The organism is Labrys sp. KB_33_2, from assembly GCF_052114505.1.
Taxonomy (GTDB): Bacteria; Pseudomonadota; Alphaproteobacteria; order Rhizobiales; family Labraceae; genus Labrys.
The window spans coordinates 255,378-281,504 of the sequence record NZ_JBFREW010000003.1 but is presented as its reverse complement, the minus strand read 5'-3'; the positions used below and the strand labels follow the sequence as shown (position 1 = coordinate 281,504).

Sequence of the window (26,127 nt, the reverse complement as noted above, 5' to 3'; positions counted from 1 at the left end):
GTGGAAATGACCTGGACTCTCATCGCCATATTGGGCGCCGTCGGCCTGGTGGCCGGCTTCGTCGATGCCCTTGCCGGCGGGGGCGGCCTGCTGACCATTCCGGCGCTGCTGCTCTCCGGGCTCGATCCGGTGGCGGCCCTGGCCACCAACAAGCTGCAATCGAGCTTCGGCTCGGGCTCTGCGGTGATCGCCTTTGCCCGGCGCGGCCATGTCGACTTTCACCAGACGCGCTGGATGGTGGTGACGACCCTGATCGGCGCCTGCCTCGGCGTGGCGGCCGTGAGTGTCGCACCCCTGTCGCTGCTGTCGGCGGCGCTGCCGGTGCTGCTGATCGCCATGGCGCTCTATTTTGCGTTCTCTTCCCGCTTCTCGCCCAAGGCCGGCATCGAGGACGGCAAGGCCCGCATGACGCCGGCCCTGTTCACCGTCACCATGGCGCCACTGATCGGCTTCTATGATGGCCTGTTCGGGCCTGGCACGGGGTCCTTCTTCATGCTCGCCTTCGTGGCGCTGTGCGGCTATGGCGTCATCCATGCCACCGCCAACACCAAGCTCCTTAACTTCACCTCCAACTTCGCCTCCCTGATCCTGTTCATCCTTGCAGGCAAGATCGTCTGGGTAGCGGGCCTGGTCATGGGGGTGGGGCAGTTCGTGGGCGCCCAGGCCGGCTCCTACATGGCGGTGCGCCAAGGCGCACGCCTCATCCGGCCTCTTCTGGTGCTGGTGTGCTGCTCGGTGGCCGTCAAACTGCTGCTCGACCCGACCAATCCCTTGCATCAGGCCGTTATTTCGCTGTTCCAGTGAAGTCCGTCGTTGACGGCGAAGTCATTGGCATGTAAAGAGCCGCCTTCCAATAGCGAGCGCTCGTAGCGCCCGCAACTTATCAATTTCAGGCAACGCACGGCCTTTCGGCGATTCTTAGGGATCGTTATGGATGCGGCCGGCTGAACAGGCAGGGACCATGGCCAATACGAAGTCGGCCAAGAAGGCTACGCGCAAGATCGAAGTGCGCACCGCAGTGAACAAGGCGCGCCGCTCGCGTATGCGCACCTTCATCCGCAATGTCGAGGAAGCCGTCGCTGCCGGTGACCAGACCAAGGCTGCCGCTGCACTCAAGAGCGCCGAGCCGGAGATCATGCGCGCTGCCCAGAAGGGCGTGCTGCCGGCCAACACGGCGTCGCGCAAGGTGTCGCGTCTGGCCCATGCGGTGAAGAAGCTCAGCGCCTGAGCCGAACAGCAGGACATCGAATAAAGACAGGTGATCGAACCACTTTATTTGCTTTCCCTTAGGTGACGAAACCCGGCCCTCGAAGCCGGGTTTTTGTTGTTTGGCGTCCCCCGGCCGAAGGGAGGGAAGGCGCCTGGGCCTACGGCCCCTCCGATGTCGCGCGCCATCGTTCCGGCCCCGTCCCTTGCCGCGCCGGCGTTCCAGCCGTCCGCGTCGACGGTGCCTGGGAAACATTTGTTCCGGGTTGAGCCTTGGCAGAAAGCGCGACCCACGATTGTCATCGTCTCGTAACAATATTTCCCGATTGAGGTATTATAATACTAATGATGATGGACTGGGCAATCTTTCCCCTTGACTCAAGGTTTGGCCAGGATGGCCATCCACCCTCCCTGGTCGGTCAAAATTTTCTCATATATTTCATGGCTTTATGGGATAAGAGAAAAGTAGGCCTGCAGCCATCCCGGCGCGTGCCGGGCAAATTACGAAGCCTCGCAATCTTTACGCATCCGAAATGAATATTTTTGAGTCATTTTGCCGCCTCCATGATTCCATCGACTCCTCAACACCTTGCGACTTTGGCGGCGAAGGCACCTGCTGTCCGAATCGGGAACATTGAGGGGCCATTAACGAATCATTGAGATTTGCCTGTTGCACCCGACTGGGCCGGTTCGGTATGTTTTTTCTCGGAACGGGTCATGTGTAGGTTCCTTCCCGATATTGCGAGCGGACGTCCGTCCATTCCGGGGCATCGGTGGGGTATGCTTTGATGACTACGTATAGTTTTGAAAACAGTAAGGTAATGCCACTAGCATTCGATTGCTGCTTTCGAGGCCAATAATGAGATGGACCTTCTGGTGGAGTGTCCCGTGCCGGCGTTACACGGCATGCTTTGTACAATTACGAACGAAGTCTGAAGAAGACGGAATTGGGGTGTCATGTCGTCGGGGTGGTTGAATGACTATGCGGGAGACGTTTCTGCGCAAGAAGCCTATGAGCTTCTCGGCCAGCAGCCTAAGGCACAGCTTGTGGATGTCCGTACCCGGGCCGAATGGTCGTTCGTTGGCGTTCCCGACCTCTCCGTGTTCGGCAAGGAACCCGTCCTGGCCGAATGGCAGCGCTACCCCAGCATGGAAGTCGCTTCCGATTTCGTTTCCCAGCTCGAGCGCGAACTCGAGCGCCGCGGCGTCGGCCAGGACCAGCCCGTCCTGTTCCTCTGCCGTTCGGGCGCCCGTTCGCTCGCGGCCGCCCAAGCCATGTTAGCCGCAGGCTGGAAGGGTGCCCGCAATATCGCGGCGGGCTTTGAAGGCCCGATGGATGCCTCGCGGCATCGTGGTATTGTCGAGGGCTGGAAAGCCTCCGGTTTGCCCTGGATCCAGTCCTAAAAAAGCCAATTCGCGCTCTGCTGCCGCCGGTCCTGGACCGGAGAAGGCCGGAGCTGTTTTTGAACTCATTTTGTCAGACGATAGCCCCATGACCTCGAGCGAACGCCTGTCAGCTGTTGCCAGCCAATCCGCGAAAACCCTTTCCGGCCTGGATGCTGTCTCCTCTGCTGTCGACACCGTCATCCAGCCGGCAGCCGCCTGGGATCGCGTCAAGCGCCGCCTGCGCGCCGAATATGGCGAGGACGTGTTTTCAAGCTGGTTCGCCCGCCTGGAACTCGACGCCGTCGTCGATGACACCGTGAGTCTGTCCGTGCCGACGCGCTTCCTGCGCAGCTGGATTCAGGCTCATTACATCGACAAGATCCTCGGCCTGCTATCGGCCGAACTGCCCGGCACCGCCCATATCGCCCTCAATGTCCGCACGGCGGTGGCCCGCCCGCCGGCAACACGCGACGCCGCGCCCTGCGCCAAGCCCACCGGCGAAGCAACGGCCGCCAAGTCGGCCGTCCCCTTCCTGCGGGCCGTGGAAACGCCGGTGCGCGAAGACGATCTTTCCGGCTCTCCCCTCGACCGCCGCATGTCGTTCGAAGCCTATTTCATCGGCCGTTCGAATTCGCTTGCCCATGCCGCCGCCCTGCAGGTCGCCAAGGCCGGCGCCCATGATCCGCTGCCCTATAATCCGCTGTTCATCCATGCCTCGGTAGGCCTGGGTAAATCGCATCTGATTCAGGCCATCGCGCATCAGTCCGAGGCCCTGGGCAAGCGTGCCCTCTATCTGACCGCCGAGCGCTTCATGTATGGCTTCGTCGCCGCCCTGAAGGCGCAGACGGCGATCCAGTTCAAGGAAAAGTTGCGCGCCATCGACCTGCTCGTCATCGACGACCTGCAATTCCTGGCCGGCAAGTCGATCCAGCAGGAGTTCTGCCATACGCTCAACGCCCTGATCGACGGTGGCAAGCAGGTCGTGGTGGCGGCGGACCGGCCGCCGGCCGATCTGGAGACCCTGGACGAGCGCGTGCGCTCGCGCCTGTCGGGCGGCCTGGTCGTGGAGATCGGCTCGCTCGACGAGGAACTGCGCATCAAGATCCTCAAGGCTCGCATCGAGGCGGCCCGCGCCCATCACGCCAATTTCGACGTGCCCGACAATGTCGTGGCCTATGTCGCCCATCAGGTCACGACCAATGGTCGCGACCTCGACGGCGCCGTCAACCGCCTGCTCGCCCATTCGGCCCTGTCCGGCTCGGGCATGTCGCTGGAGACGGCCGAGGCCGCCATCCGCGACCTCGTCAAGAACCGGGAGCCGCGTCGCGTCAAGATCGAGGACATCCAGCGCATCGTCGCCAAGCATTACAATGTCAGCCGCGCCGACATCCTGTCGCTGCGCCGCACCGCCACGGTGGTGAAGCCGCGCCAGGTCGCGATGTATCTCGCCAAGTCGCTGACGCCGCGTTCCCTGCCCGAAATCGGCCGCCGCTTCGGTGGGCGCGACCACACCACGGTGCTGCATGCCGTGCGCAAAATCGAGGGCCTGGTCGGCAAGGACACCGGCCTGGCGGAGGAAGTGGACCTGCTGCGCCGGCTGCTGTCGGAATAACCCCGGCACGGCCGCTAGGCCCAATGCGGTTCACTCAGGGTGGAAACGCTCCGATTTGTCATAGCCGGGCTTGATCCGGCTATCTGGAACCGACGCGAAGGGGCTGGATTGCCGGGTCAGGCCCGGCAATGACAAGGGTTGTGCAAACTCGAAGACACTTCAGTGAGTTGCATTACCACTAGGCCATATCCCGGCCCGGCCAGCGCTTTGGGATAATGACAAATCAAGCGGCTTGTGGTCCTAAGGATGACCCTTCCCGCATGAGATTGTCGCCATGCTCTATCTCGGTCTCGATATCGGAACTTCGGCCGTCAAGGCCGTCATCGTCGACGAACGCGAGACCGTGCTGGCCGAGAGCGAGCAGCCTCTCTCGCTGTCCCGGCCCGGGCCGGGACTCAGCGAGCAGAATGCCGATGACTGGATCGCGGCGATCGAAGCCGTCTTGGCGCGCTGGCGGGCCGAGCAGCCAGCCTTGCTGGCCGGCGTGGCAGGCATCGGGCTATCGGGCCAGATGCACGGCTCGGTCTGCCTCGATGCCGAGGACAGGCCGCTCGGCCCGGTGATGCTGTGGAACGATGGTCGCGCCGCAGCCGAGGCAGCCGAGCTCAACCGTGAGCATCCCGAACTCGCCTGGCAGCTCGGCGTGCCGGCCGCTCCCGGCTTTACCGCCCCCAAATTGCTGTGGCTCGCCCGCCATCAGCCGGCGCTGCGCGCCCGCCTGAAGCGGGTGCTGTTGCCCAAGGACTTCGTGCGCCTGTGGCTGACCGGCGAGCATGTCAGCGAAATGTCGGACGCCGCGGGAAGCTGGTGGCTCGATCAGGCCAGGCGTGATTGGTCCGATGCGGCCCTGGCGGCGACCGGCGTCGAACGCAGCCAGGTGCCGCGCCTGATCGAAGGCACCGAAATCTCCGGGCAACTACGCCCGGCGCTCGCCGCCCGTCTCGGCTTCAAGCCCAGCATTCCAGTGGCCGGCGGCGCGGGCGATGCCATGGCGGGAGCCATCGGCATCGGCACCATTGCCGATGGCGCTTTCCTCTCCATCGGCACTTCCGGCCAGTTCTTCGTGCCAGGCACCGACTATCGACCGCTGCCGGACAAGTTCCTGCATACGTTCTGCCATGCCGTGCCGGGCCATTGGGTGCAGATGGCCGCTTTGCTCAACGGCGCCTCCTGTCTCGCCTGGGCCGCGGGGCTGGTGGGCGAACCGATCGAGAAGCTGCTGGCCGATGTCGCCGCCCAGCCTTCCGGTCCGGGCAGCGTGTTGTTCCTGCCCTATCTGGCGGGCGAGCGCACCCCGCATAACGACGCCGAGGCGACCGGCCTGTTCACGGGCATGACCGGCGCGACCGGCAAGGCCGACCTCATTCGCGCCGTGCTGGAGGGCGTCGCCTATTCCTTCGCCGATGCGGCGGCCTGCCTGGCCGAAGCCGGCACCGAGTTGAGCGAGGCGGCCGTGATCGGTGGCGGCGCCCGCAGCGCCTTGTGGGTGCAGATTCTCGCCGACGTGCTCGGCCTCAGGCTGAAGCGCTATCGCGGCGGCGAAAAGGGACCGGCCTTCGGCGCCGCCCGCCTGGCGCGCGCTGCCGCCAGCGGCGAGCCGATCACCGCAATCGCCACCAAGCCGCCGGTCCTGGACATCGCCGAGCCGCGCGCCGAGCTGACGCAGGTCTATGCCGAAAAGGTCGCGGCCTTCCGCCGTCTCTATCAGGCAACCAAGGCGGCACGCTAGAGCGCAAATCGGGCAAATACGCGCGATAGCCTCCTGGTGCCGATATCGGTCTCCTCGTCCGTCAGGCCCGAGAACCCCAGCAACAGCTTGGGTTCGGTCGTGGCCGAGATGCACATCGGCGACACCGGTAGAACGACGACGCCTTCCTCGAGCGCGGCCTGCGCCACGGTGCGGTCATCAGACCAGGTTCCCGTGCTGCGCACGGTGAAGTGAATGCCCTGCTCGGGCACGGGCGCGATCAAATGCTCCGACAGCCGCTCGTTCAGCAAACGGGCAAGAAAGTCGCGCGAGGCGCGATAGCGCTCCCGCAAGCGCCGCAAATGGGCCGGGAAATAGCCTTCGTTCAGGAAATCGGCCACGACACGCTGATGAAGCGGCGCCGGGAAGCGATCGATGATAGGCCGCGCTGCCCTGAAGGCCGCGACGAGATCACCGGGAACGATGAGATAGCCCACGCGGATCCCGGGCAGCAGCGCTTTGCTGAAGGTTCCCAGATAGATGACGCGATCGGTCGCATCGAGGCCCTGGAGCGAAGTGATCGGCCTGCCGTCATAGCGGAACTCGCTGTCGTAATCGTCCTCGATGATCCAGCACCCCCGCTCCTGCGCAAAGGACAGCAGCTGCAGCCTGCGCGCCAGCGGCAGGGCCGAGCCGGAAGGATATTGATGCGAGGGCGTCACATAAACAGCCGCCGGCGCGGGACCGTCATAGCTCCCGAGCGCCTGGGTGATCAAACCGTCCCGATCAACGGGAATGCCGGCCAACCGGGCGCCATTGAAGGCAAAGGCCTGCCGCGCGGGCGGGTAGCAGGGATCTTCGACCAACACCGTCTCCCCCGGCGAGGCCAGCAGGCGAGCGGCCAGATCGAGGGCCTGCTGCGTACCCGAGGTAATGAAGATCTGTCCCGGTTCGCATCGCACGCCGCGTGAGGCGATGAGATGGGCGGCGATCGCTTCCCGCAGCGTTTGCTCGCCTTGCGGGTCGCGATAACCGTCATGCGTGTAGTCGAGATGACGAAGCGTGAGCCGTTTCAACAAGCTGGCTGTCTTGATGTCATGAATCACGCGGCCGGTCGTGAAGGGTGCCTGCAGGGGGAGGGCCGTCCCGATGCGCATGGCCAATCGCGCCGCCGTCGAAATGGCTCGGCTGTCGTTTCCCTGGGCCGCCTTGCGTCCGTCGCTCGCACCGGTCGGGATGGGCGGCAAGCCGCTCGCGACATAGGTCCCGGATCCGTGCAGCCCGACGGCATATCCCTCCGCAATCAGCATGTCGTAGGATTCGGCAATCAGGCCGCGCGAGAGTGACCACTCGCGTGACGCCGTGCGTGTCGATGGCAGACGGTGTCCCGGCTGAAGCCGGCCCGCAATGATGCCGTTGCGCAATTGCAGATAGAGCTGGCGCACGGCCGGCACCGGCGACGGCGTCTCGATCGCGGGAAGAAAACCTGCCGCCGCGCTCTCCCGGCGCAGCGATCGAGCTTGGCTGTTACGCGCTGAAGTGGCTCGCATCCGCACCTCGAAGTGGCCCTGGATTGGAGCTTCAGTTTGCCGTTTTATCGATCCACTTTCAACGGTGATGCAGATGCGCCAATCCTCCGCTCCTTTTCTCTTTGCCGGTACCATGCTGGCCGCCGCCGGCTACGGTGCTACCTTCCTGCTTGCCTCTTATTACCGGGCACAGGGCGGCGGCGACATCGAAACCGGCCTGACCCTAGGGGCAGCCATGGTCGGCACCTTTGTTGGCGTTCCGCTTGTCGGCTGGCTGTCCGGCCGCTTCGACGCCGCCCGCATGGGCGTGATCGCCTGTTGTGCCGTCGCTTCCGGCTTTCTGCTGCTGGCCTCTACAACGAATGCCGGTTTCAAACTTGGCATGGCTTCGGGATTTCTCATCGGGCTGGGCTGGGGCATGTTCTACATCTCGGCGCCCATGGCCCTCTCAGAGCGCATCACCGACGCCGACCGAGCCTTCTGGTTCACGCGCTTCGGCGCCTTCCAGATGGTAGGCATCGGCGGCGGGCCCTTCCTTCTCAATCTCGCCGTCCATCAGGCCGGCCTTTCCATCGAGACGGCGTTCCTGCTGGTCGGCCTGGCCTGCCTGGCGGCATCGGCGCTGCTTTGGATTTTCGGCAGCCTCGCTCCCGGCGGGCCACGCATCCAGGCCCTGCGCCCTTGGCTCACCGACATCGTCGTCATCGGCCGGAGCTCTTCGATACGTCCGATCATCATGGTGGCGCTCGGCGCTTGCGTCTTCTCCGGCATCTTGACCTTCCAGTCCACGCTGGTTGAGGGCACCACGGCGAGCGCGGCCACCTTCTTCGCCGTTTACGCCCTCACGGTCGTCGCCGCACGGCTGCTGCTCGCCCGCACCTTGGCGAAGCTGCCGCAGGCCGCGCTTGCAACCGGCCTGCTTGCCGCCATGGCACTGGGGGTCGTGGCGATGTGGTGCGTCGCCCTCCATCCCGCATTTCAGATCCTCGCCGCAATCCTGACGGGTATCGGCTATGGTCTGGTCTATTCGGTCATCCAGACCTGGGCAGTCAACGATACGCCGCAAGGCCTGCGCCACGCGGCGCTTACCTGGTTCGTCCTCAGCTATTTCATCGGCGTCTTCGGCTTTCCCGTCATCGGTGGCTGGGTGCTGGTCAATTTCGGCAAGAGCACCTTTCTGGTCATCCTGCTGGTCGCTGCGCTCGCCGAACTGCTGATCGCGGTCAATATCGGCTTCGCCCGCAGGCGTTCTGCAGCCCTCGTCGTCCCCGGCGCAGGCCGGACTTCCGGGTCCTGACAGCCTTATCGCCATCTGGACAAGGCCACCTTGCACGACGGCCCCCTCTTCTCGCCGCTTCCCCGGTGGCAGAACGCCTCGGAAGCGTGATTTCCGCAACTACGCCCGCTTCACCCGAAGCGGGCTCTTTCTTTCCAGCACCTTCAGGTACAGGCGCGGCTGCCTAGCCAACCATGCCTCCGCTCGAGGCCCGGATGACGAGCTCCGTGCCGAAGACGATGCGCGAGGGCTCGACCACTTCGCGCTTGAGCAACCGGATCAGCATGCGCGCCGCCGCCTCCCCCTGCTCGATCGCCGGGTTGCGGATGGTGGTGAGGGCAGGCCTGGTATAGGCCGCGATCGGCAGGTCGTCGAAACCGATGACGGCAATGTCTTCGGGCACCCGCAGGCCGGCCGCTTCGATCGCGGCCATTATGCCGAGCGCGATCGTATCGTTGCCGGCGAGTACGGCAGTGGGCCGTCGATGGGCTCGTGCCAGGAGTGCCTGCATGGCGGTGAAGCCGCTTTCGGCGCTGTGATGAGCAAAGCCGACCAGATCCGGATCAGGCTGAATGCCATGGCTGACGAGGCTGTCCTGATAGGCAGCCAGGCGCCGGTCCGTGGCGATGTTGCCCATCGCCGAGAAGCCGATATGGCCAATGCGCCGGTGCCCGAGCCCGACGAGATGATCAACGGCGCTCTGGATCGCCCGGCGGTTGGAGAAGTTCACCGCATGCTCGCGCGGGTGGCCGACGGAGCCGAGCAGCACCAGGGGATAGCCATCCTCGATCAGGCCGTGCAGGGCCTGATCGTTGCTGGCGGGGTTGAGCACGATCATGCCGTCGATGCGGCGGCTGCGCACCAGATCGGTGTAGACATTGGGCGCGCCACCTTTTTCGACGACCTCCAGCAACACGCCGTAGCCGTGATCGCGATTGACGCGGGTAATGCCATAGAGGAGTTGGGGCACGAAGCCGTCGACATTGAGGAGCGCCGGATCGGTAGCGACCAGGCCGATGGTCTCGGTATCGCCGCGCACCAGCATGCGGGCGGCCGAATTCGGCCGATAGCCCAGTTCCGCGGCGGCTTGCAGGACGCGTTCGCGCGTCTGGGTGCTGATCGAAACGGCAGTGGAGCCGTTCAGAACCATGGAAACGGTGGCACGGGACACGCCTGCGCGTTCCGCGACGTCATGGCTCGTCACCTTCATCCGCTCCATCCATCCTCCCAGAGCATCTTGCGATTTCGTTCAATCCCTTCAAATCACAAAACGCATCGAACCAAAGAACGAGAGCAAAGAAGCGTTCAATCATGAACGCACCTCGCTCTGGCCCTGGAACGAGCAACAGCCGGCCGCTCATGCCCGAGCAGCGAACCCTGCATCGCCGAGCCGGTGACGGACTGTCAAGCCGCCTCAGACCTGTCTTGACACGATTTCGATCCTCTGCATTAATCATACTAACACGTGTTAGTAAACAAATAACACGTGTCACTTAACAAACCAAACAATCGACCGGCCTGGGGAGGCAACACCTTTGGTATCGATCGGCGAGTCTGGATCACTGGCCAGGAGACGTCCCGCCTGGAGCGCAAAAAGCCAGCGCTGGCGCGAGAATCTGACGGGCTGGCTCTTCATCGCTCCCGCCCTCATCGGCTTCACGGTGTTCTACCTGCTGCCGACGCTGCGGGCGATCGAGATCAGCCTGACCGACTGGAACCTGATGCGGGCCCCGAAATTCGTCGGGCTCGACAATTATGTCCGGCTGATGGGCGATCCCCGCTTCTGGCAGTCGATCAAGATCACCTGCCTCTATGTCCTCTACAACATTCCGGTTCAGACCGTGCTCGGCCTGGCTCTGGCCGTGCTGATGGACAGGCTGTCGAAATCCGTGGCGTTGCGGGCTGTGGTGGTGGCGCCCTATCTCCTCTCCAACGTGGTCGCCGCCCTGATCTTCCTGTGGCTGCTCGATCCGATCCTCGGCATCACCAACGCCTTTCTCGGCCTGATCGGCATACCCCGGCAGCCTTTCCTGACCACGCCCGAGCTGTCGCTGGTCTCGGTGGCGGCGATCAATGTCTGGCGCCACACCGGCATGACCGCGATCCTGTTCTATGCCGGGCTGCAGGCCATTCCGCGCTCGCTCTACGAGGCAGCCAGGATCGACGGCGCCAGCGAATGGCACATGTTCCGGCATATCACCCTGCCGCTGCTGCGCCCTGTCCTGGTCTTCATCGTGGTCACCAGCGTGATCGGCTCGTTCCAGGTTTTCGACACCATCGCCGTGGCCACGAGGGGCGGGCCGGTCAATTCGACCAGCACCATCATCTGGTACATCTATGAGAGCGCCTTCCGCTTCTCCAAGATGGGCTATGCCTCGGCCATGTCCGTGCTGCTCTTCCTGGTGCTCATCGGCGTCACCCTCATCCAGATGCGGGTGATGCGCGCCGGCAGTTCGGATCTGGAGTAGGCGCCATGGCCATCGTCGCCCCACGCCGGAACCTCGGACGCGCCTTTGCCTGGCTGGTGCTCTGGCTCTTCGTCATCGGCTCGCTCTTCCCGCTCTGGATCGCCCTCAAGACGGCCTTCACGCCGTTGCCGAACCTCTATGACAGCGCCGGTTCGCTGCTGCCCGACAGCGTCACGACCACCAACTTCACCCGCATCTTCGGCCTCAGCCCGGAACAGGGAGGCTTCGTCGCCCGGATCAGTTTCGGGCCTGCCCTTGTGAACAGCCTCGTCTTCACGGCGATCTGCGTCGCCGGCCAGATCTTGTTTTCCTCGCTGGCGGCCTATGCCTTCGCCAGGCTGCGCTTCTTCGGGCGGGACGTGATCTTCTACCTCTTCATCTCCGCCACCATGGTGCCGGCGATCGTACTGTTCATCCCGAATTTCGTGCTGATCAAGGAACTCGGCTGGCTGAACACCATGACCGGGATGGTGGCGCCCTTCGTCTTGATGACACCCTTCGCCGTGTTCTTCCTGCGCCAGTTCTTCCTGTCGACGCCATCGGAACTGGAGGACGCCGCCCGTCTCGACGGCGCCTCGCCGCTTCGCATCTTCTGGAGCGTGGTGCTGCCTGTTCATCGCGGCGCCATCGCCACGCTCGCCATCCTGCTCGCCATCAACAGCTGGAACGAGTTTCTCTGGCCCTATCTGATCGGGCGCGATGAAAGCTCGCGCGTGCTGTCGGTCGCCCTCACCAATTTCCTGCAGCAGCAGCCGAACGGCAATCCGGACTGGACCGGCCTGATGGCCGCGACTTTCCTGTCGATCCTGCCGGTCATCGCGCTGCTCGTCATTCTCGGCCGACGGGTGGTCGAGTCCCTGCAATTCAGCGGCCTGAAATAACCTGAAACAATCAAGCCAAACACATCCGGGAGGAAGCCTTGAAGACCATCTCGAAAGCTCTCGCGTCACGACTGCGTTCTTGGTGCCATGCGCACAGCCGGCCCGGCGACCGTCCGAAGACTCCCAGGCGCGGGTCTCGCCGCCTGCAACTCGGCCTCGGCGCGCTTCTGCTGGCGGGAAGTGCCGTCCCGGCCCGGGCCGCAACCGAGATCAGCTATTGGCTGTGGGACAACAACCAGCTTGCGCCCTACCAGGCCTGCGCGGACGCCTTCCAGAAAGAGCACCCCGATATCAAGGTGAAGCTCACCCAGCTCGCCTGGAACGACTATTGGACGACGCTCTCAACCGGCTTCGTCTCCGGCACGGCGCCGGATGTCTTCACCAACCATCTCAGCCGCTATCCCGAATTCGTCGCCAACAGCCAGGTGATGGAGATCACCGACTTCATCAAGCGCGACAAGGTCCCGACCGACATCTACTACAAGGGCCTGCTCGACCTGTGGTCGAAGGAGGGCCACATCTATGGCCTGCCCAAGGACTGGGACACGGTCGCCGTCGTCTACAACAAGGATATGCTCGACAAGGCCGGTGTCAGCGTCGAGGAGCTTAACGAGGCTACCTGGAATCCGAAGGACGGCGGCAGCTTCGAAAAGATCCTGGCCCGGCTCTCCGTCGATGCCGGCGGCAATGACGGCCTCTCGGCCAAGTTCGACCCGAAATCCGTCAAGCAATATGGCATCGTCTTTCCCGAGATCGACGGCTATGGCCAGTCGGCCTGGGCGCATTTCGCCGCTTCCAACGGCTTCAAATTCGTCGACGGCCTATGGGCCACGTCCTACCATTACGATGCGCCGGAACTGGCTGCCTCCATCAGCTGGCAGCGCGATCTCGGCCTGAAGAAGGGCTTCGCCATCCCGCAAAAGGATGTCGGCAACAATGCCTCGGCCCTGTTCGTCGCCGGCAAGGCCGCGCTCACGCCGCAGGGCTCCTGGATGATCAGCTTCTTCGGCAGCAACGCCAAGTTCAAGCTCGGCTATGCCCTGCTGCCCAAGGGGCCCATGGGCCGCAAGACCATGTTCAACGGCCTGGCCGACGGCATCTGGACCGGCACCAAGCATCCCGAGGAAAGCTGGCAATGGGTGAAGTTCCTGGCCTCGCCCGGCTGCGCCCGCATCGTCGGCGCCTCCGGCGTGGTTTTCCCGGCGATCGAGGAAGCGGCCAAGCTGTCCCAGCAGGCTTCCACCGCCAAGGGCTGGGACGTCTCCGCCTTCCTCAAGGAAGCCACTCCCGACCAGACCTTCTATTTTCCGATCACCGACCATTCCTCCGAAATCAATTCGCTCATGAAGGCCGCCTTCGAGCAGATCTTCCTCAACGAAGTCGATGCGGCGAAGGTCCTCAAGGAAGCCAATGATGCCGTGAACGCCCTGTTCTGACCACCCTCCTCCCCCTTGTCGGCGGCGGTCACCGTCGCAGACCTTTTCTTCTCGATCAGGAGCTCCTGATGCCCTCCCCCAAGATCACCTTCATCGGTGCCGGCAGCACCGTTTTCGCCAAGAACCTGATGGGTGACATCCTCTCATTCCCGGAACTCGCCGGGGCGCATATCTGCCTCTATGACATCGATGCCGAACGCCTGGCCGTCTCCGAGCGCGTCGGCCGGCGCATCGTCGAGACCCTCAAGGTCCCCGCCCGCATCGAGGCCACCACCGACCGCTCGCGGGCCCTCGACGGGGCCGACTATGCCATCACCATGATCCAGGTTGCCGGCTACAAGCCCGGCACGGTGACCGACTTCGCGGTGCCCAAGAAATACGGCCTGCGCCAGACCATCGCCGACACGCTCGGCATCGGCGGCATCATGCGGGCCCTGCGCACCATTCCGGTGCTGCTCGACTATGCCCGCGACATGGAAAGGCTGTGCCCGAACGTCTTCCATCTGCAATATGCCAATCCGATGGCGATGAACGTCATGGCCCTGAACCGGTCGAGCAAGATCCGCAGCGTCGGGCTCTGCCACAGCGTGCAGGGCACGGCAGCCGAGATCGCCGAGGATATCGGCGTGCCACTCGAGGAGATCAACTACACCTGCGCCGGCATCAACCACATGGCGTTCTATCTGAAGTTCGAGCGCAATGGCGAGGATCTCTATCCGCTGATCCGCAAGGTGGTCGAGGAAGGGCGCGTGCCCGAATGGAACCGGGTGCGCTACGACATGTTCCTGCGGCTCGGCTATTTCGTCACCGAATCCAGCGAGCATTTTTGCGAATATGTGCCCTGGTACATCAAGACGGGGCAGGAGAAGCTGGTCGAGCGCTACAACATCCCGCTCGACGAATACATCACCCGCTCGGAGAACCAGATCCAGAAATGGAGCGAGCTCTCCAGGCAATTGCAGGACGCCTCCGTCCCGCTCGAGGTCGATCGCAGCGTCGAATATGGCTCGACCATCATCCATGCCATGGAGACGGGCAGGCCCGCCGTGGTCTATGGCAATGTCGAAAATCGCGGCCTGATCACCAATCTGCCGGCCGATTGCGCGGTGGAAGTACCCTGCCTGGTCGACAGGAACGGGTTGCAGCCCGTTCGCATCGGCAAGCTGCCACCCCAGCTCGCCGCGCTGATGCAGACCAACATCAACGTCCAGAACCTCACGGTCGAGGCCCTGCTGACCGGCAATCGCGACCATGTCTACCATGCCGCAATGCTCGACCCGCACACCGCCGCCGAGCTCAACCTCGACGAAATCTGGGCTCTGGTCGACGAACTCATGGCAGCCCATGGCGACTGGATCCCGCAAAATCTGCGCGAGACGACCGCCCACACTGCCTCGCAGTTGCGGGTGGCGTGAGCAGGTGGGAGCGGCCACAGGGGGCGGATGTGGCATCCTCGAATGGCCGTCTCGGAAAGCACTGCGCCGCCCCTCGCACCTGCAGCGCGAGTGCGAACCTCTCCCAGCAACGACGCTGGGGCATATGCACGTCGCTGCCAAGCCGACTGGAGCGCGCTAATCCCTCCCCGGTTTCGGGGAGGGTGGGCGAGCGAAGCGAGGTCGGGTGGGGGAGAGTGACACAAATCCAACCACCATCGGCGCGGCAGCGCCACCCTCCCCCATCCGTCGCTGCTGCACAGCGACACCTTCCCCGAAGTCGGGGAAGGATTCCCGCGCTTTATCTGGAGAGCATGAGATGTGTAGGTCCGCACTCGCTCTGCAAGAGCGAGGGGGCGGGCTACGCGACCGTGAGGCAATCTTCAGCAATGCCATTGAAGCTGCTAGACTCCATCATGCGCTCCGCGCCGCGCCGGCGCTGAGATCGGCCCAGTCGAACTCCTCCTCCAGCACATAATAGGCATCGTCGCCGATCGCCCCCTCGCGGCGCAGTTCGCCCGCCTTGAGCCGGGCGGCGGCGATCGCCCGCCGCCTGAGCGGATTGCCGGGCAGATCACCGATCTCGCCCTGCAACGGACTGGTCTCGCTCAGCTCCACCACCGCGCCATACTCCTTGCACAGCAGCCGGGCATGCTTGGATTCGTCGTCCTTGATCGCCTCGATGGCGGCGCGATAGGCCTCGGTGCGAGCCCATTTCACCTCCTGGCCGACGGGATCGCCGTCGCGCAGCTTCATCCAGCGGATCAGCGGCTTGAGCGTGAGGCCCTGCAGGACGAGCGTGCCGAACACCACACAGAAGGCGGTGAACAGGATGAGGTCGCGATAGGGAAACGGCGTGCCGTCGGCCAGATGCTCCGGCAGGGCGAAGGCGGCGGCGAGGGTGACGATGCCACGCATGCCGGCCCAGGAGATGACGATGCCGCCCCGCGCCGTCGGCCGTGCCATCGGCCGGGGTGGATGGAAGCCCCAGCGGGAAATTTTGAAGCGGATCGCGGTGTTGTAGGTCATCACCCACAGGAAGCGCACCACGATGACCGTGACCAGCACCGCCAGGGCCACGGCGCAATATTGGAAGCGCAGCCCCATGTCGAGCCGCTCCCAGATCGGGCGCAGCTGCAGGCCGATCAGCACGAAGGCGAAGGCGTTCAGCATGAACACCACCGTCTCCCATACCGCATAGACGGGTACGCGCAGGCGCGCCGGCATGGGTGCGTCACGCCGGCGGGCGATGGTCATGGCATAGCAGACGATGGTGAGGATGCCTGATAGCCCCACTGCCTCCGCCAGGATCCAAACCCCGAAGGTCGTGGCAAACTGCACGATGACGGCGGTCGGCGCATCGTCGAAGCGCCCGATCACATAGGGAAAGGCCAGCCCCAAGGCGATGCCCGCCGCGACCGAACCGAACACCGTGATGAAGAAGGCCGGGCCGAGGCTGCCGAGAGTGATGCCACCCGAAACCATGGCAATCACGGCGAGACGGTAGATCAAGAGGGCGCTGGCATCGTTGAGCAGGCTCTCGCCCTCGAGGATCTTGGTCAGGCGATGCGGCAGCTTGACCTGCCGGACGATCGCCGTGGCGGCGGCCGCATCCGGCGGCGCTACGATGGCACCGAGCGCGATCGCCGCGGCCCAGGGCATACCCGGCACCAGCCAACGCGCGATCAGGGCGACGGCGACGGTGGTGACACCCACGGCGACGATCACCAGGTTGGCGACCGGGACCCAATTGTCGCGCAGATCCCGCAGCGAGGTGTCATAGGCGGCATCCAGCAGCACCGGCGCCACGAACAGGGTCAGCGCAAGATGCGGATCCAGCGTCCATTCCGGACTGTTGGGCACGAAGGCGAGGCAGGCTCCCCCGATGGCGAGGAAGGTCGGATAGGGCGCACCGAGGCGCCGGGCGAGGGTCGACAGCAGGGCGGCGCCCAGCAACAGCAGAATGATCCACTCGAAGGTTTCCATCGCCACCTCGACATCGTCTCCTGGTTGCATCCGGCAGTTTGCGCATAGCGTCAAGAGGTGGGCCTGCATCCGCCTGTGGCTGGGCAGAAAGTTCCGCTCCAATCGGACCAGTCCATCGCTTTTCTTGTCACGGATGGGGGCTTGCCCCTAGGGTAGTGCCATTCTTGCGAGCTGGCCTGAAAGGACAGGATGGCGACGATAGGAGAACGATCGTTTCCAAATAGCGGACACCTCGGAGCGCTCATCCGTCACGCCGCCCGCGCCGGCTTGATTCTGTTGGCCCTGATCGCGCTGCCGGCCGGACTGGCCGCGCAGGAGGCTGTCGACCGCATCGGCCTGCCCGGCCCGCTCGCCTTCGACGGCACGGAATACCGGCTCGCCTGGAGCGCCCAGCCCAATCCGTCCTATTACAAGCAGGAATATCTGCCGGCCGACGAGACCGTGGCCGAATACACCAAGATGGTGCTGGTGGAACTGCTGGCCGGCGGCACGGATGTCGCCGGCGCCGCCAAGGCGCAGGTCGATTCGCTCAACCAGCGCAAAGGCGGGGATCCGCTCGTGCAGATGGCCCTGATCCGCAATGCGCCGACGGGCGAGATCCTGCTGGACTTCCTGGTCAGCCAGAAGAACCCCTGGGGCGAGTTCACGGTGGAGTGGAATGCTTATCGCTATGCGCCGCGCGGCGACGGCGTCATGCTGTTTGCGATCAGCCGCCGCGCTTATGGCAACGAGGACGCCAAGGCCTTCCTGGGGCGGCTGAAGACCGGGCGCCCCGCCGACATCGCCAAGTTGGCCCGCTACGAACTGCCCCCATTGCGGCTCCAGGGCGATTCGCAGCAGGCCGGCTCCCCTTCCCCGCCGAGCTATGGCCGCAAATAGAGCCAGCCCTCGCCCTGGAGTTCGGCCAGCAGGACGACGCCGCCCTTCTCCGCCACCGCAAAGCCGGGCAGGAGGTCGGCAAGGCTGAGTTTCATGCCTTCCAGCGTGTGCCGGCAGGCGTGGAAGGCGACGCCGTCCTGCATGAGCCGGCCGAAACGCGCCTTGAAATCCTGGTTGCCGCCATCCGCCCGGAAGGCTCGCAGGGCCGGGCCATGCACCACCACGGCCAGTTTCACGCCGTCGGGACCGCCCATGCCGTCGATATGATTGCGCAGACTGCCGAGCACGAAACCGGCCTTCTCCAGATCGGCAAGGTGATAGGCGATGCGCGGTACCGGCTTGGCCTCAGCGGCGAAGGCAGCATCCGCCCCCGCGACGAGAATGGCCGGGCCGCTTGCCAACATGGCCCTCACGGCGGTTCTACGATCCATGTGAGGCTCTCCAAGAGCGTTTTCCAGAAAAAGAGCGTTTTCCGGAAAATCGATACGCTTTTCGATCAAGAAAGCGCTTTAAAACAAAGAGTTAGGCCACAATACGGTGTAGCTTCGATCCGCTTCACTGGCCGCGGCGCAGCATCGCCTTCTCGTCCTCGTCCCCGACCAGGGACAGGCAGTCGGTCAGCGCGGTGCGGTCGAGCCGGAACAGCTTGTCGTCCGCGCCGAAGCGCTTGCGCTCATCGCTGTCCTCGCTGTCGCTGCCGGCCTTCCAGATGCGCGCGCCGTCGGGGATGGCGACCAGGACGGATTTTTCATTTTTGAGCCGCACGTCGATGGCTCCGCCGTCGCAATCGACGCTGCAATGAGCGATCGTCGCCTTGGCCGCAGGCGCAGCGGAAGAGCCGATCGCACCGCAGCCCCCGAACGTCTCGAAATGCGTGCCGGCCTTGCGGAAGGTCACGCCCAGCCCGAGCGTATAACCGGGATCCGCACCCTCTTCCGCCGATCCGGTGACCAGCAGTGTCATGGTGCGCACATTCTGCTGGGGATGGCTGCCCAGATGCGGCGCATCATAGGCGCGCCGATAGCAGGCATGGATCCTGTCCTTGTCGATGGTCCGGCCGAAGACCTGGCGCTGGAAGGCCTCGTCGGGTGCCGAACCAGCCGCCAGGGCTGTTGACGCCGTGCCGGCCATCAGGATGAGGACGGCCTCCGCCAACACAACACGCATCAGGAAATGACGTCTCATGCGGCCCTCCAGAGGCGATGCGCAGCTCGGAACACCCTACGCCGTTGCGAGCGCGCTGTCCGTGCGCTCGCGCATTGCCATGCCAGATTACCAAGATCTTCTTCGATAGCAGCCGCTATCAGCCGTTGATCGGAAAGCGCACCACCCGGCTCGGTTCGTCCTCCCCTGTGCCGGGATCATCAGGCACCGGATGCGACGGCACCACCGGCATGGGCGGCGGCGGGCGGCGCGGCGGCGGCTTCAACGGCTCGGGCTTGGATGGCTCGGGCGACAGGACCTCGATCTTGGCTGGCTCAACCTTGATGGGCTCGACCTTGGCTGGCTCGACCGGTATCGGCGGCGCGGCAGCGGCCGGTTCCACGGGCTTCTCGACCGCGGGCGGGGGCGTCTCGACCGGCCTGACATGCGCCTCGACCAGCTTGGGCTGCTCGGGTTCGTCCACATCGGCTAGGACGTCATCGGCATAGGACACCACCGGCGCGCCAAGGCGCTCGACCGGCGTCTTCCACTCGAACGCATCGATCCGGCCGGTGACGGGTGAGACCGGCAGCCAGACGTCGGATACCATGCCGTCGGCGGTCCAGACCGGATCGCGCGGCGCCCGCACGGCACGCGACAGCCATTCGCGGACCTTGCCGGTGGCGCCGTGCTCGGCCTCTTCGATATCGGCCATCAAGAGGCAGACACGCTCGGTAGCGCCCGATGCCAGCAGCGGCGACAGCGCCGAGCGGGCGACCGCGAAATCGCGGGCTGAGAGAGCGGCGCGGGCCAGCGCAATCGCCGCCTCCGGATTGCCGGCCATCTGGGCGGCGAGCGTCTGGACGCGGGCATAACGGTCACGGGCGGAATCGCCGAGCCGGACATTGGTATAGGCTTCGGCGATGTCGGGATGCGGCTGCAGGCGCCAGGTCGTCTCCAGCACCTTGGAAGCCTTGCGGATATCGTTGCCCTCCGAGAGCAGCTTGGCCGCCAGCACCGCCGCGGGCACCAGGCCCGGGGCAAGCTTGAGCGCTTCGAGCACGCTGGCCTTGGCGCCCGCGCGATCGCGCTCCGCCTGCTCGATCGCCTGGGCGGTCAGCAGCACGGCACGATGGCGCTTGGCCGTCTCCTTGTCGATAAGACGATGATTGGCGTTGCGCGCCAAAGTCGAGAGCGCGCCGCTCCAATCCTTCTCGATCGACTGGAATTCGAGCAAGGCTGTGCCAGCCCAGGGCAGGGTCGGCGAGGTCTTCACCGCTTCGGCGGCGAGTTGGCGGGCAGCGTGAGCATCGCCACGTCGCCGCGCCTCGACGAAGAGGCCGCGCAGGCCGAGGGGCTTGGTCTCGGCCTCCGAAAGCATGGCGCGGAAGGCGGCCTCGGCGCCGGCGCGGTCCCCCGAAAGCTGCGAGGCTTGCGCCCGCAGGAGCAGGGCCAGCGGCTCCGAACCAAGGATGCGCTCGGCATCAACAGCCTGGCGCTGGGCACGGCGGACATCGCCCGAACCGACGGCGATCATGCCCTGCGTCACCGCATTGAAGCCCTTGGAGCGGCGGCGGGTGCGGAAATAGCCGGCGACATTGGCGGGCGAACGCAACAGCCAGCGCAGGAAGCCGATAACAGCCATCAGCACGCCAACGAGCACCAGCACGGCGACGGCGGCCCAGACCAGCTTCACCTTATAGGTTGTCAGCCCAACGGTCAGGGAGACATCGCCCGGCCGGCTGGCGAGCAAATAGAGCCCGTAAGCCGCGAGAGCGAGAACGAGGACAGTGACAAGAGCCCGGATCATCGACGCCTCACGGATGAGAGAATTTCTGCAGGGCGGCGCCGGTCTGCGCCTTGATCAAAGCGAGGGCTTCGGCGGCACCCGCAGCCTGGGTGAGCCAGGCGGCACCGGCCTGCTGGCCCGCCTCCGGCATCGCCTTGAAGGCTGCGATGGCTGCGGTCAGATCGCCCGCGTGCAGGGCCTTCGAGACCTTTTCGGCCGAGGCGACCGGATCGCCATCCCCACCCTCGCCGTCGCGCGTGACGGTGACGATGTTGCCGAGGCTGGCGGTGATCCGATCCATCACGCCCGCATCCGACGACAGGGGTTCGGGCTTGGGTGTGAGCGCCGCCTCGATCTGCGGCTTCAGCGCATCATAGCTGGTAGCCAGGGCCTCGATCGACGGCACGCCCGTCGAGGCAAGGCCCGTCAGCGGCGCCAGGGCTTCTGCATTGCCGCCGAGCCCGGTGGCCGTCTGCAATTCGGTGGCGAAGGGTTTGCCGCTGCGGATGGCCTCGCTGAGTTGTCCGAGCGCGACGGCATAGGCGGCCGCCTTGTCCGGCGTCGCGCTGGCCGCCTGCTTGACCTGCGCGAGTTCCTGCGACAGGCCGTTGGCTGCGGTGCCGACCTGGCGCAGGCCGTCGCCGAGGGTGGCGATCTCGCCTTCTGCCTTGGCGAGGCGCTCGGTCAGGCCGGAAACGTCGGGTCCAGCCGGAGGCGCGACCGAGGCGGACGTGCCGGCGGAGGCAGCCGCCTTCTGGGCTTCGCCTGCCAGGGCGAGGGCATTGTTCGCCGCTTCCTGTGTCGTCTTGGCGCCGGTCTCGAGGGCGGCGAGGCGGCTGAGGGCCTCACCCGTGGTCTTCTTGGCGGCAGCGGCGTCCTGCTCGGCAATCGCCAGCCGGGAGGCCAGCCCGTCATCGCCGCCGCTCTTGCCGAGCGGGACGACGCCAAGGGCGCCGGCCAGCAGCACCAGCACGCCGCCGGCGATACCACCCGCCAGCGCCGCAGCGAGGGTCGACAAGCCCGAACGTTGAGGTGGTGGAGGCGGAGGCGCGAATTCGGATTCAGGCCGAGGCGTGGGAGAGGCAGCCTCCGGTTCGGGGGGCGCCTCGGTGCGCGGCGTATCGCCGCTGGCCTGTACGCCATCGGCGGACGGGCGCGCCCAGATCGACGGGCCCGCCGCCTCCCCGGCATCCGCCGCGGCGGCAGCACCGGTTTCCTCGGTCTTCGGCGCCTCGCCGGTGGCGGGCTGTACCTCGGCGGCAGATTCGGGACTGAAGGCAGATGCTTCCCCGCCGGCGGCCTGCGCCGGCGAAGCAGTCGAGGTTGCGGGCGATTCGGCGACTTCGGTGGCGCTCAAATCCAACGTCGCGGGACCGAGGCCTGCGCTTTTCTGCTTTTTCGGCCTGCCTTGCGTGCTGTCTTCCCGTGCCATGCGACCCCCATGGAGACCCCCAACGGGCCCAGCCTATAGCATGAAAACCCGACAAGCCAATTTGCCCGAACCGAAGCCTGCTGGACAGCCACCGGCGTAAAGGCAGGCAGGAAACAGGTGCTATCCGATTGTGAAAACCTCCGCCTGTTCCAATCGTTCCGCACGGTGACGGGCCAAGGCAAGGCCTCCTGGCCGCGAGGATATTCAAGCGATCCCATGCCAGCGATTGATCCGCTTGCGGTTTCGCTGTCGGTGATCGATATCGGTCACAGTCGTTCCGTCTTGCCGCCAGGAACTTGCCGCGGGAGCCGGCTCCCGGCGTGACGGGCATCACGGCCATGAAGGACAATTGGCGGCGCAGCCGCCTCGACAGGGAAGAACCGCAGAGATGACGCAGAATGATCGTCTGACGCTCCAGCACATCGTCGAGCATGTCGATGCGAAGGCGCAATCCTTCTGCGCCTTGAGCGATCGCATCTGGCACATGCCCGAACTCGCTTTCGAAGAGCAGCGATCCTGCGAGGAGCATATTGCGGCCCTGATGGCAGAGGGTTTCCGCATCACGCGCAAGGCGGGTGGCATCGAGACCGCCTTCATGGCCGAATATGGCGAGGGCGGACCGGTGCTGGCCTTCCTGGGTGAGTATGATGCCCTGCCGGATCTGTCCCAGGCCAGCGGCGTCGAGAAGGCCGAACCGCTGCAGCGCGGCGGTCCCGGCCATGGCTGCGGCCACAACCTCCTCGGCGCGGGCGCGGCCCTGGCCGCGGTGGCCTTGAAGGATGCGCTGGCCGCGGCGGGTATCGAGGGCCGCGTGCGCTATTACGGCTGCCCCGCCGAGGAGAGCGGCTCGGGCAAGAGCTTCATGGCCCGGGCCGGCGTATTCGACGATGTCGACGTCGCCTTCTGCTGGCATCCGAGCGTCGTCAACGAAGTCGTGGCCGCCTCCAGCCTCGCCTTCATCCAATGCTATTTCCGCTTCGCCGGCCGTGCTTCGCACGCGGCGGCCAGCCCACATCTCGGCCGCTCGGCGCTGGACGCGGTGGAACTGATGAACATCGCCGTCAATTATATGCGCGAGCATATGCCGGCGGAGGCGCGTATCCATTACGCCGTCACCAATAGCGGCGGCATCGCGCCCAATGTCGTACAGGCCAATGCCGAAGTGCTCTATCTGGTGCGCTCCCCCGATATCGCCGATACCAAACGCCTGTTCGAACGCGTCAAGAAGGCGGCCGAGGGCGCCGCGTTGATGACGGAGACGCAAACCAGTTTCCAGGTAACCGATGCCGGGCTCAATCTCGTGCCCAACGAAACCCTGCTTGAAGCCATGCACGACAACATGATCCGCATCGGCGCCCCGGCTTTCGACGGCGATGACCGTAACTTCGCCGAGCGGCTACGTCGGGCCAGCCTGTCGGACGAAGACATTGCCGCAAGCGTGGCGCCGCATGATCCAGCCTTGGCCACCCATAGCCTGCACGAAGGCATCCTGCCTATGGCCCGGAGGGCCAGCGTGCAGATGGGCAGCACGGATGTCGGCGACGTCAGCTGGATTGCGCCGACGGTGCAATGCCACACCGCCTGCTTTGCGATCGGCACACCCTTTCATAGCTGGCAATTGGTGACGCAGGGCCTGGAGCCGGCGGCCCATAAGGGCATGGTCGCGGCGGCGAAGGTGCTCGCCAGCACGGCGGCCGACTGCCTGAGCAAGCCGGACTTGATCGCCAGGGCGAAAGCCGAACTCAACCAGCGCACCGGCGGCCGGCCCTTCGAAAGTCCGATTCCGCCGGAAATCCTGCCCGAACATCTCCATTCGAGCCAGGGCCGCTGATCGCGCCTTGCTGCAACTCGTCGTTCCGGGAGGCGCTCAGATCAACGCCAGCAGCGCATCCTCCTCCGGACGCGCGGGAAAGGCGACCTCGACGGCGCCGGTGGCCGATATCACCTCGGCCACCTTGCGCGACAGGCACAGATGCCGCGCCGGCAGGCGCGCCACGGCTTCGGCACCACCGGCGCAGGCGATGAAGGCCTCCGCCGTGCGCGCGGAGTAATGCAGCACGGCATCGAGCCCGCCCTGCGTCAGCGCCGCCTGGGTCTCGGGCCGGAACCGCGCCGCCTGATGCGCGGTGTAGACGACGGCGAGTTCGATGCGATGTCCCATCCCCGCGAGAGCCCCGACGAGATCGCCGGTGCGGTCGGCCCCAGCCAGATAGAGGGCCCGGTGCGGCTCGCGCCAGGCCTCTCGGACATGGGTGATCAGGCTGGCCACATCGCGCCCGAAGGTCTCGACGTCTTCAAAACCCATGGCGCGAGCAACGGCCCCGGTACGACGGCCGACTGCGATCAGGGGCGTGGCGGTCAGCCCCTCGAATTCCGACCGCTCGTAAAGGGCGGCCAGGGCATTGCCGCTGGTGACGATGAGGGCATCGAAGCGTCCGGTCGGCAGGGCGTCGCCGCCGAACACGATCTCCAGCATCGGCTCGATCACCGGCTCATGGCCCAGCCGCGCGAGAACCTTCGCCGTCTGCCGTGCCTCCTCAATCGGCCGGGTGACGAGTATGCGCGCCATCATTGTCCTTCCGCTCGATACGCCGCCGGCCGCGTGATCGGCGCGACAGGAAGGCCATTCCGCTCGCCACCGGATGATCAGCCGGCAAAGAATCCTTCGCCGCCCAGAGCGTGCAGTTCCTCGCCGGCCGAGCGCCCGAGCGCCTCCGCATCGGCGACGCGGCCGCTGCGCTGGGCCTCGTGCACCTCGCTGCCGTCAGGCTTGAGGATGAGCCCGCGAAAGCGGATGGCATCCCCCTCCACCACGGCATGTCCGGCGATCGGGGTGCGGCAGGAGCCATCCAGGACGGTGAGGAAGGCTCGCTCCAGCTTCACGGCCAGATGGGTGTCGCGATGGTCGATGCCGGCGACGTGGCGGATGGTGTCGCCATCGTCAGCCCGGGTTTCCAGGCAGATGGCGCCCTGGCCGACGGCTGGCAGGAAATCCTCTTCGGAGAGGATGGCGCTGGCATGGGCGATGAGGCCGAGCCGCTTCAGGCCAGCCACCGCCAGCAGCGTGGCATCGGCCTGCCCTTCGGCGAGCTTGCGCAGGCGCGTCTCGACATTGCCTCGGAACAGCACGGTCTGAAGATCGGGCCTGAGATGCTTGACCTGGGCCTGGCGCCGTAGCGCCGCCGTGCCGACCACGGCGCCCTGCGGCAGCTCGGCGAAGGAGGCGATGCCGGGCGCGATCAGCGCATCGCGGACATCCTCGCGCTCCAGAAAGCCCGCGAGCACCAGGCCGTCGGGCAGCACGGTCGGCATGTCCTTGCAGGAATGCACGCCGATATCGATCTCGCCATCTTCCAGCGCCCGCTCGATCTCCTTGGTGAACAGCCCCTTGCCGCCGACTTCCGAGAGCGGCCGGTCACGGATCATGTCGCCGGAGGTCTTGATCACCCGGATCTCGATACGCTCGGGCGCGATCTCCAACAGGCCGGCCAGCAGGGCCTGCGTCTGCCGGGCCTGCGCCAATGCAAGCGGACTGCCTCGCGTGCCGAGGCGCAACAGAATGGACACGATCGATATTTTTCCCAAACAGCTCGCGGCTGCTTAACGCCGGAGGTTAGGGGAGTCAAAGGCGAGCTTATGGAGAAAGATCACAAAGCCCGCATGACGGTGGGCGATATGCCCTGGACATCGTTCGGCGCGTCGACATCCGGAAGAGGCTGCAACAAATGCCTGCGCTAGTGCCGCACCGGCGAGGAGCCCCCGGTCGTGGCAAGCCAGAGGCCGAGGGCGGTATGCAAAGCCTCGGCAGCTTCGGGAGAGAGGGGCACCTTCAAGACGGCGTTCCCGTCGAAATGGAACTCGGCGAGCACGAAGTTGCCGCTGGGGGGGGAGGCGAGGCGCAACAGGCTGGTCAGCACCGGTGCTTCGATCGCTCCGCTCTTGCTCTCGAGGTCATCGATATCATCCATCATGTCGACCTACCTT

The 26,127-nt window shown here is 65.2% G+C and carries 22 protein-coding genes; 12 read left to right on the top strand and 10 right to left on the bottom strand.

From position 1 onward, the window contains the following. Window positions 1-6 precede the first annotated feature (6 nt). The 5 genes from AB4037_RS06865 to xylB all read left to right on the top strand — a co-directional run bounded on the left by AB4037_RS06865 (window position 7) and on the right by xylB (window position 5,933). Window positions 7-804 carry a TSUP family transporter gene (locus tag AB4037_RS06865; protein ID WP_441771187.1) on the top strand — a complete coding sequence of 266 codons (798 nt, stop codon included), beginning with the start codon at window positions 7-9 and terminating at the stop codon, window positions 802-804. A 157-nt stretch (window positions 805-961) separates the two neighbouring features. Beyond that, window positions 962-1,228 (top strand): 30S ribosomal protein S20, encoded by a 267-nt coding sequence (gene rpsT / locus AB4037_RS06860; RefSeq protein WP_149253229.1) that lies wholly within the window; start codon window positions 962-964, stop codon window positions 1,226-1,228. A 935-nt stretch (window positions 1,229-2,163) separates the two neighbouring features. Continuing rightward, window positions 2,164-2,610 (top strand): rhodanese-like domain-containing protein, encoded by a 447-nt coding sequence (locus AB4037_RS06855; protein ID WP_434958572.1) that lies wholly within the window; start codon window positions 2,164-2,166, stop codon window positions 2,608-2,610. 88 nt (window positions 2,611-2,698) lie between these two features. Then, on the top strand, window positions 2,699-4,204 hold the full coding sequence (dnaA, locus tag AB4037_RS06850; RefSeq protein WP_434958573.1) for a chromosomal replication initiator protein DnaA: 1,506 nt from the start codon (window positions 2,699-2,701) through the stop codon (window positions 4,202-4,204). A 274-nt stretch (window positions 4,205-4,478) separates the two neighbouring features. After that, on the top strand, window positions 4,479-5,933 hold the full coding sequence (gene xylB, locus AB4037_RS06845; protein ID WP_441770984.1) for a xylulokinase: 1,455 nt from the start codon (window positions 4,479-4,481) through the stop codon (window positions 5,931-5,933). Here the strand turns inward: xylB and pdxR are convergent. Beyond that, a complete protein-coding gene (gene pdxR, locus AB4037_RS06840; RefSeq protein WP_441770983.1) occupies window positions 5,930-7,441 on the bottom strand; it encodes a MocR-like pyridoxine biosynthesis transcription factor PdxR in 1,512 nt (503 codons plus the stop codon). The genes xylB and pdxR overlap by 4 nt on opposite strands. A gap of 73 nt (window positions 7,442-7,514) precedes the next feature. On the opposite strand from pdxR, the gene AB4037_RS06835 reads away from it, so the two are divergent. Beyond that, window positions 7,515-8,717: an MFS transporter gene (locus tag AB4037_RS06835; RefSeq protein ID WP_441770982.1), complete on the top strand. Its 1,203-nt coding sequence runs from the start codon at window positions 7,515-7,517 to the stop codon at window positions 8,715-8,717. Between the two features lie 163 nt (window positions 8,718-8,880). On the opposite strand, the gene AB4037_RS06830 is transcribed toward AB4037_RS06835, so the two are convergent. After that, a complete protein-coding gene (locus tag AB4037_RS06830) occupies window positions 8,881-9,906 on the bottom strand; it encodes a LacI family DNA-binding transcriptional regulator (protein ID WP_441770981.1) in 1,026 nt (341 codons plus the stop codon). Between the two features lie 325 nt (window positions 9,907-10,231). Here AB4037_RS06830 and AB4037_RS06825 point away from each other — a divergent pair, with 325 nt between their 5' ends. The 4 genes from AB4037_RS06825 to AB4037_RS06810 all read left to right on the top strand — a co-directional run bounded on the left by AB4037_RS06825 (window position 10,232) and on the right by AB4037_RS06810 (window position 14,896). Then, window positions 10,232-11,164, top strand: a complete 933-nt coding sequence (locus tag AB4037_RS06825; RefSeq protein WP_441770980.1) for a carbohydrate ABC transporter permease — start codon at window positions 10,232-10,234, stop codon at window positions 11,162-11,164. 5 nt (window positions 11,165-11,169) lie between these two features. Next, window positions 11,170-12,045, top strand: coding sequence for a carbohydrate ABC transporter permease (locus AB4037_RS06820; protein ID WP_434958579.1), 876 nt, complete (start codon window positions 11,170-11,172; stop codon window positions 12,043-12,045). 38 nt (window positions 12,046-12,083) lie between these two features. Further along, complete coding sequence (locus AB4037_RS06815) at window positions 12,084-13,481, top strand: ABC transporter substrate-binding protein (protein WP_441770979.1); 1,398 nt, start codon at window positions 12,084-12,086, stop codon at window positions 13,479-13,481. A gap of 68 nt (window positions 13,482-13,549) precedes the next feature. After that, complete coding sequence (locus tag AB4037_RS06810; protein ID WP_434958581.1) at window positions 13,550-14,896, top strand: alpha-glucosidase/alpha-galactosidase; 1,347 nt, start codon at window positions 13,550-13,552, stop codon at window positions 14,894-14,896. 432 nt (window positions 14,897-15,328) lie between these two features. Here AB4037_RS06810 and AB4037_RS06805 read toward each other — a convergent pair whose 3' ends face one another. Next, a complete protein-coding gene (locus AB4037_RS06805) occupies window positions 15,329-16,900 on the bottom strand; it encodes a Na+/H+ antiporter (protein ID WP_434959723.1) in 1,572 nt (523 codons plus the stop codon). Between the two features lie 267 nt (window positions 16,901-17,167). On the opposite strand from AB4037_RS06805, the gene AB4037_RS06800 reads away from it, so the two are divergent. Continuing rightward, window positions 17,168-17,779 (top strand): hypothetical protein, encoded by a 612-nt coding sequence (locus AB4037_RS06800; RefSeq protein ID WP_441770978.1) that lies wholly within the window; start codon window positions 17,168-17,170, stop codon window positions 17,777-17,779. Here AB4037_RS06800 and AB4037_RS06795 read toward each other — a convergent pair. From AB4037_RS06795 to AB4037_RS06780, 4 genes are all read right to left on the bottom strand, one after another. Next, window positions 17,764-18,210 carry a DsrE family protein gene (locus AB4037_RS06795; protein WP_441770977.1) on the bottom strand — a complete coding sequence of 149 codons (447 nt, stop codon included), beginning with the start codon at window positions 18,208-18,210 and terminating at the stop codon, window positions 17,764-17,766. The two genes, AB4037_RS06800 and AB4037_RS06795, sit on opposite strands and share 16 nt — an antisense overlap. A gap of 124 nt (window positions 18,211-18,334) precedes the next feature. Continuing rightward, window positions 18,335-18,964 carry a hypothetical protein gene (locus AB4037_RS06790; protein WP_441770976.1) on the bottom strand — a complete coding sequence of 210 codons (630 nt, stop codon included), beginning with the start codon at window positions 18,962-18,964 and terminating at the stop codon, window positions 18,335-18,337. Window positions 18,965-19,082: 118 nt separating this feature from the next. After that, on the bottom strand, window positions 19,083-20,732 hold the full coding sequence (locus AB4037_RS06785; RefSeq protein WP_434958585.1) for a heme biosynthesis protein HemY: 1,650 nt from the start codon (window positions 20,730-20,732) through the stop codon (window positions 19,083-19,085). A gap of 7 nt (window positions 20,733-20,739) precedes the next feature. Continuing rightward, complete coding sequence (locus tag AB4037_RS06780) at window positions 20,740-22,143, bottom strand: hypothetical protein (protein ID WP_441770975.1); 1,404 nt, start codon at window positions 22,141-22,143, stop codon at window positions 20,740-20,742. Between the two features lie 388 nt (window positions 22,144-22,531). On the opposite strand from AB4037_RS06780, the gene AB4037_RS06775 reads away from it, so the two are divergent. After that, entirely contained in the window at window positions 22,532-23,974 is a 1,443-nt protein-coding gene (locus AB4037_RS06775) for a M20 family metallopeptidase (protein WP_441770974.1), read from the top strand. Window positions 23,975-24,010: 36 nt separating this feature from the next. Here AB4037_RS06775 and AB4037_RS06770 read toward each other — a convergent pair whose 3' ends face one another. The 3 genes from AB4037_RS06770 to AB4037_RS06760 all read right to left on the bottom strand — a co-directional run bounded on the left by AB4037_RS06770 (window position 24,011) and on the right by AB4037_RS06760 (window position 26,114). Further along, window positions 24,011-24,715 (bottom strand): uroporphyrinogen-III synthase, encoded by a 705-nt coding sequence (locus AB4037_RS06770; protein ID WP_434958588.1) that lies wholly within the window; start codon window positions 24,713-24,715, stop codon window positions 24,011-24,013. Between the two features lie 74 nt (window positions 24,716-24,789). Beyond that, a complete protein-coding gene (gene hemC, locus AB4037_RS06765; protein ID WP_434959724.1) occupies window positions 24,790-25,713 on the bottom strand; it encodes a hydroxymethylbilane synthase in 924 nt (307 codons plus the stop codon). 164 nt (window positions 25,714-25,877) lie between these two features. Next, the gene (locus AB4037_RS06760; protein ID WP_434958589.1) at window positions 25,878-26,114 is read right to left on the bottom strand and encodes a hypothetical protein; all 237 of its coding nucleotides are present in this window, start codon (window positions 26,112-26,114) and stop codon (window positions 25,878-25,880) included. Window positions 26,115-26,127: the final 13 nt, after the last annotated feature.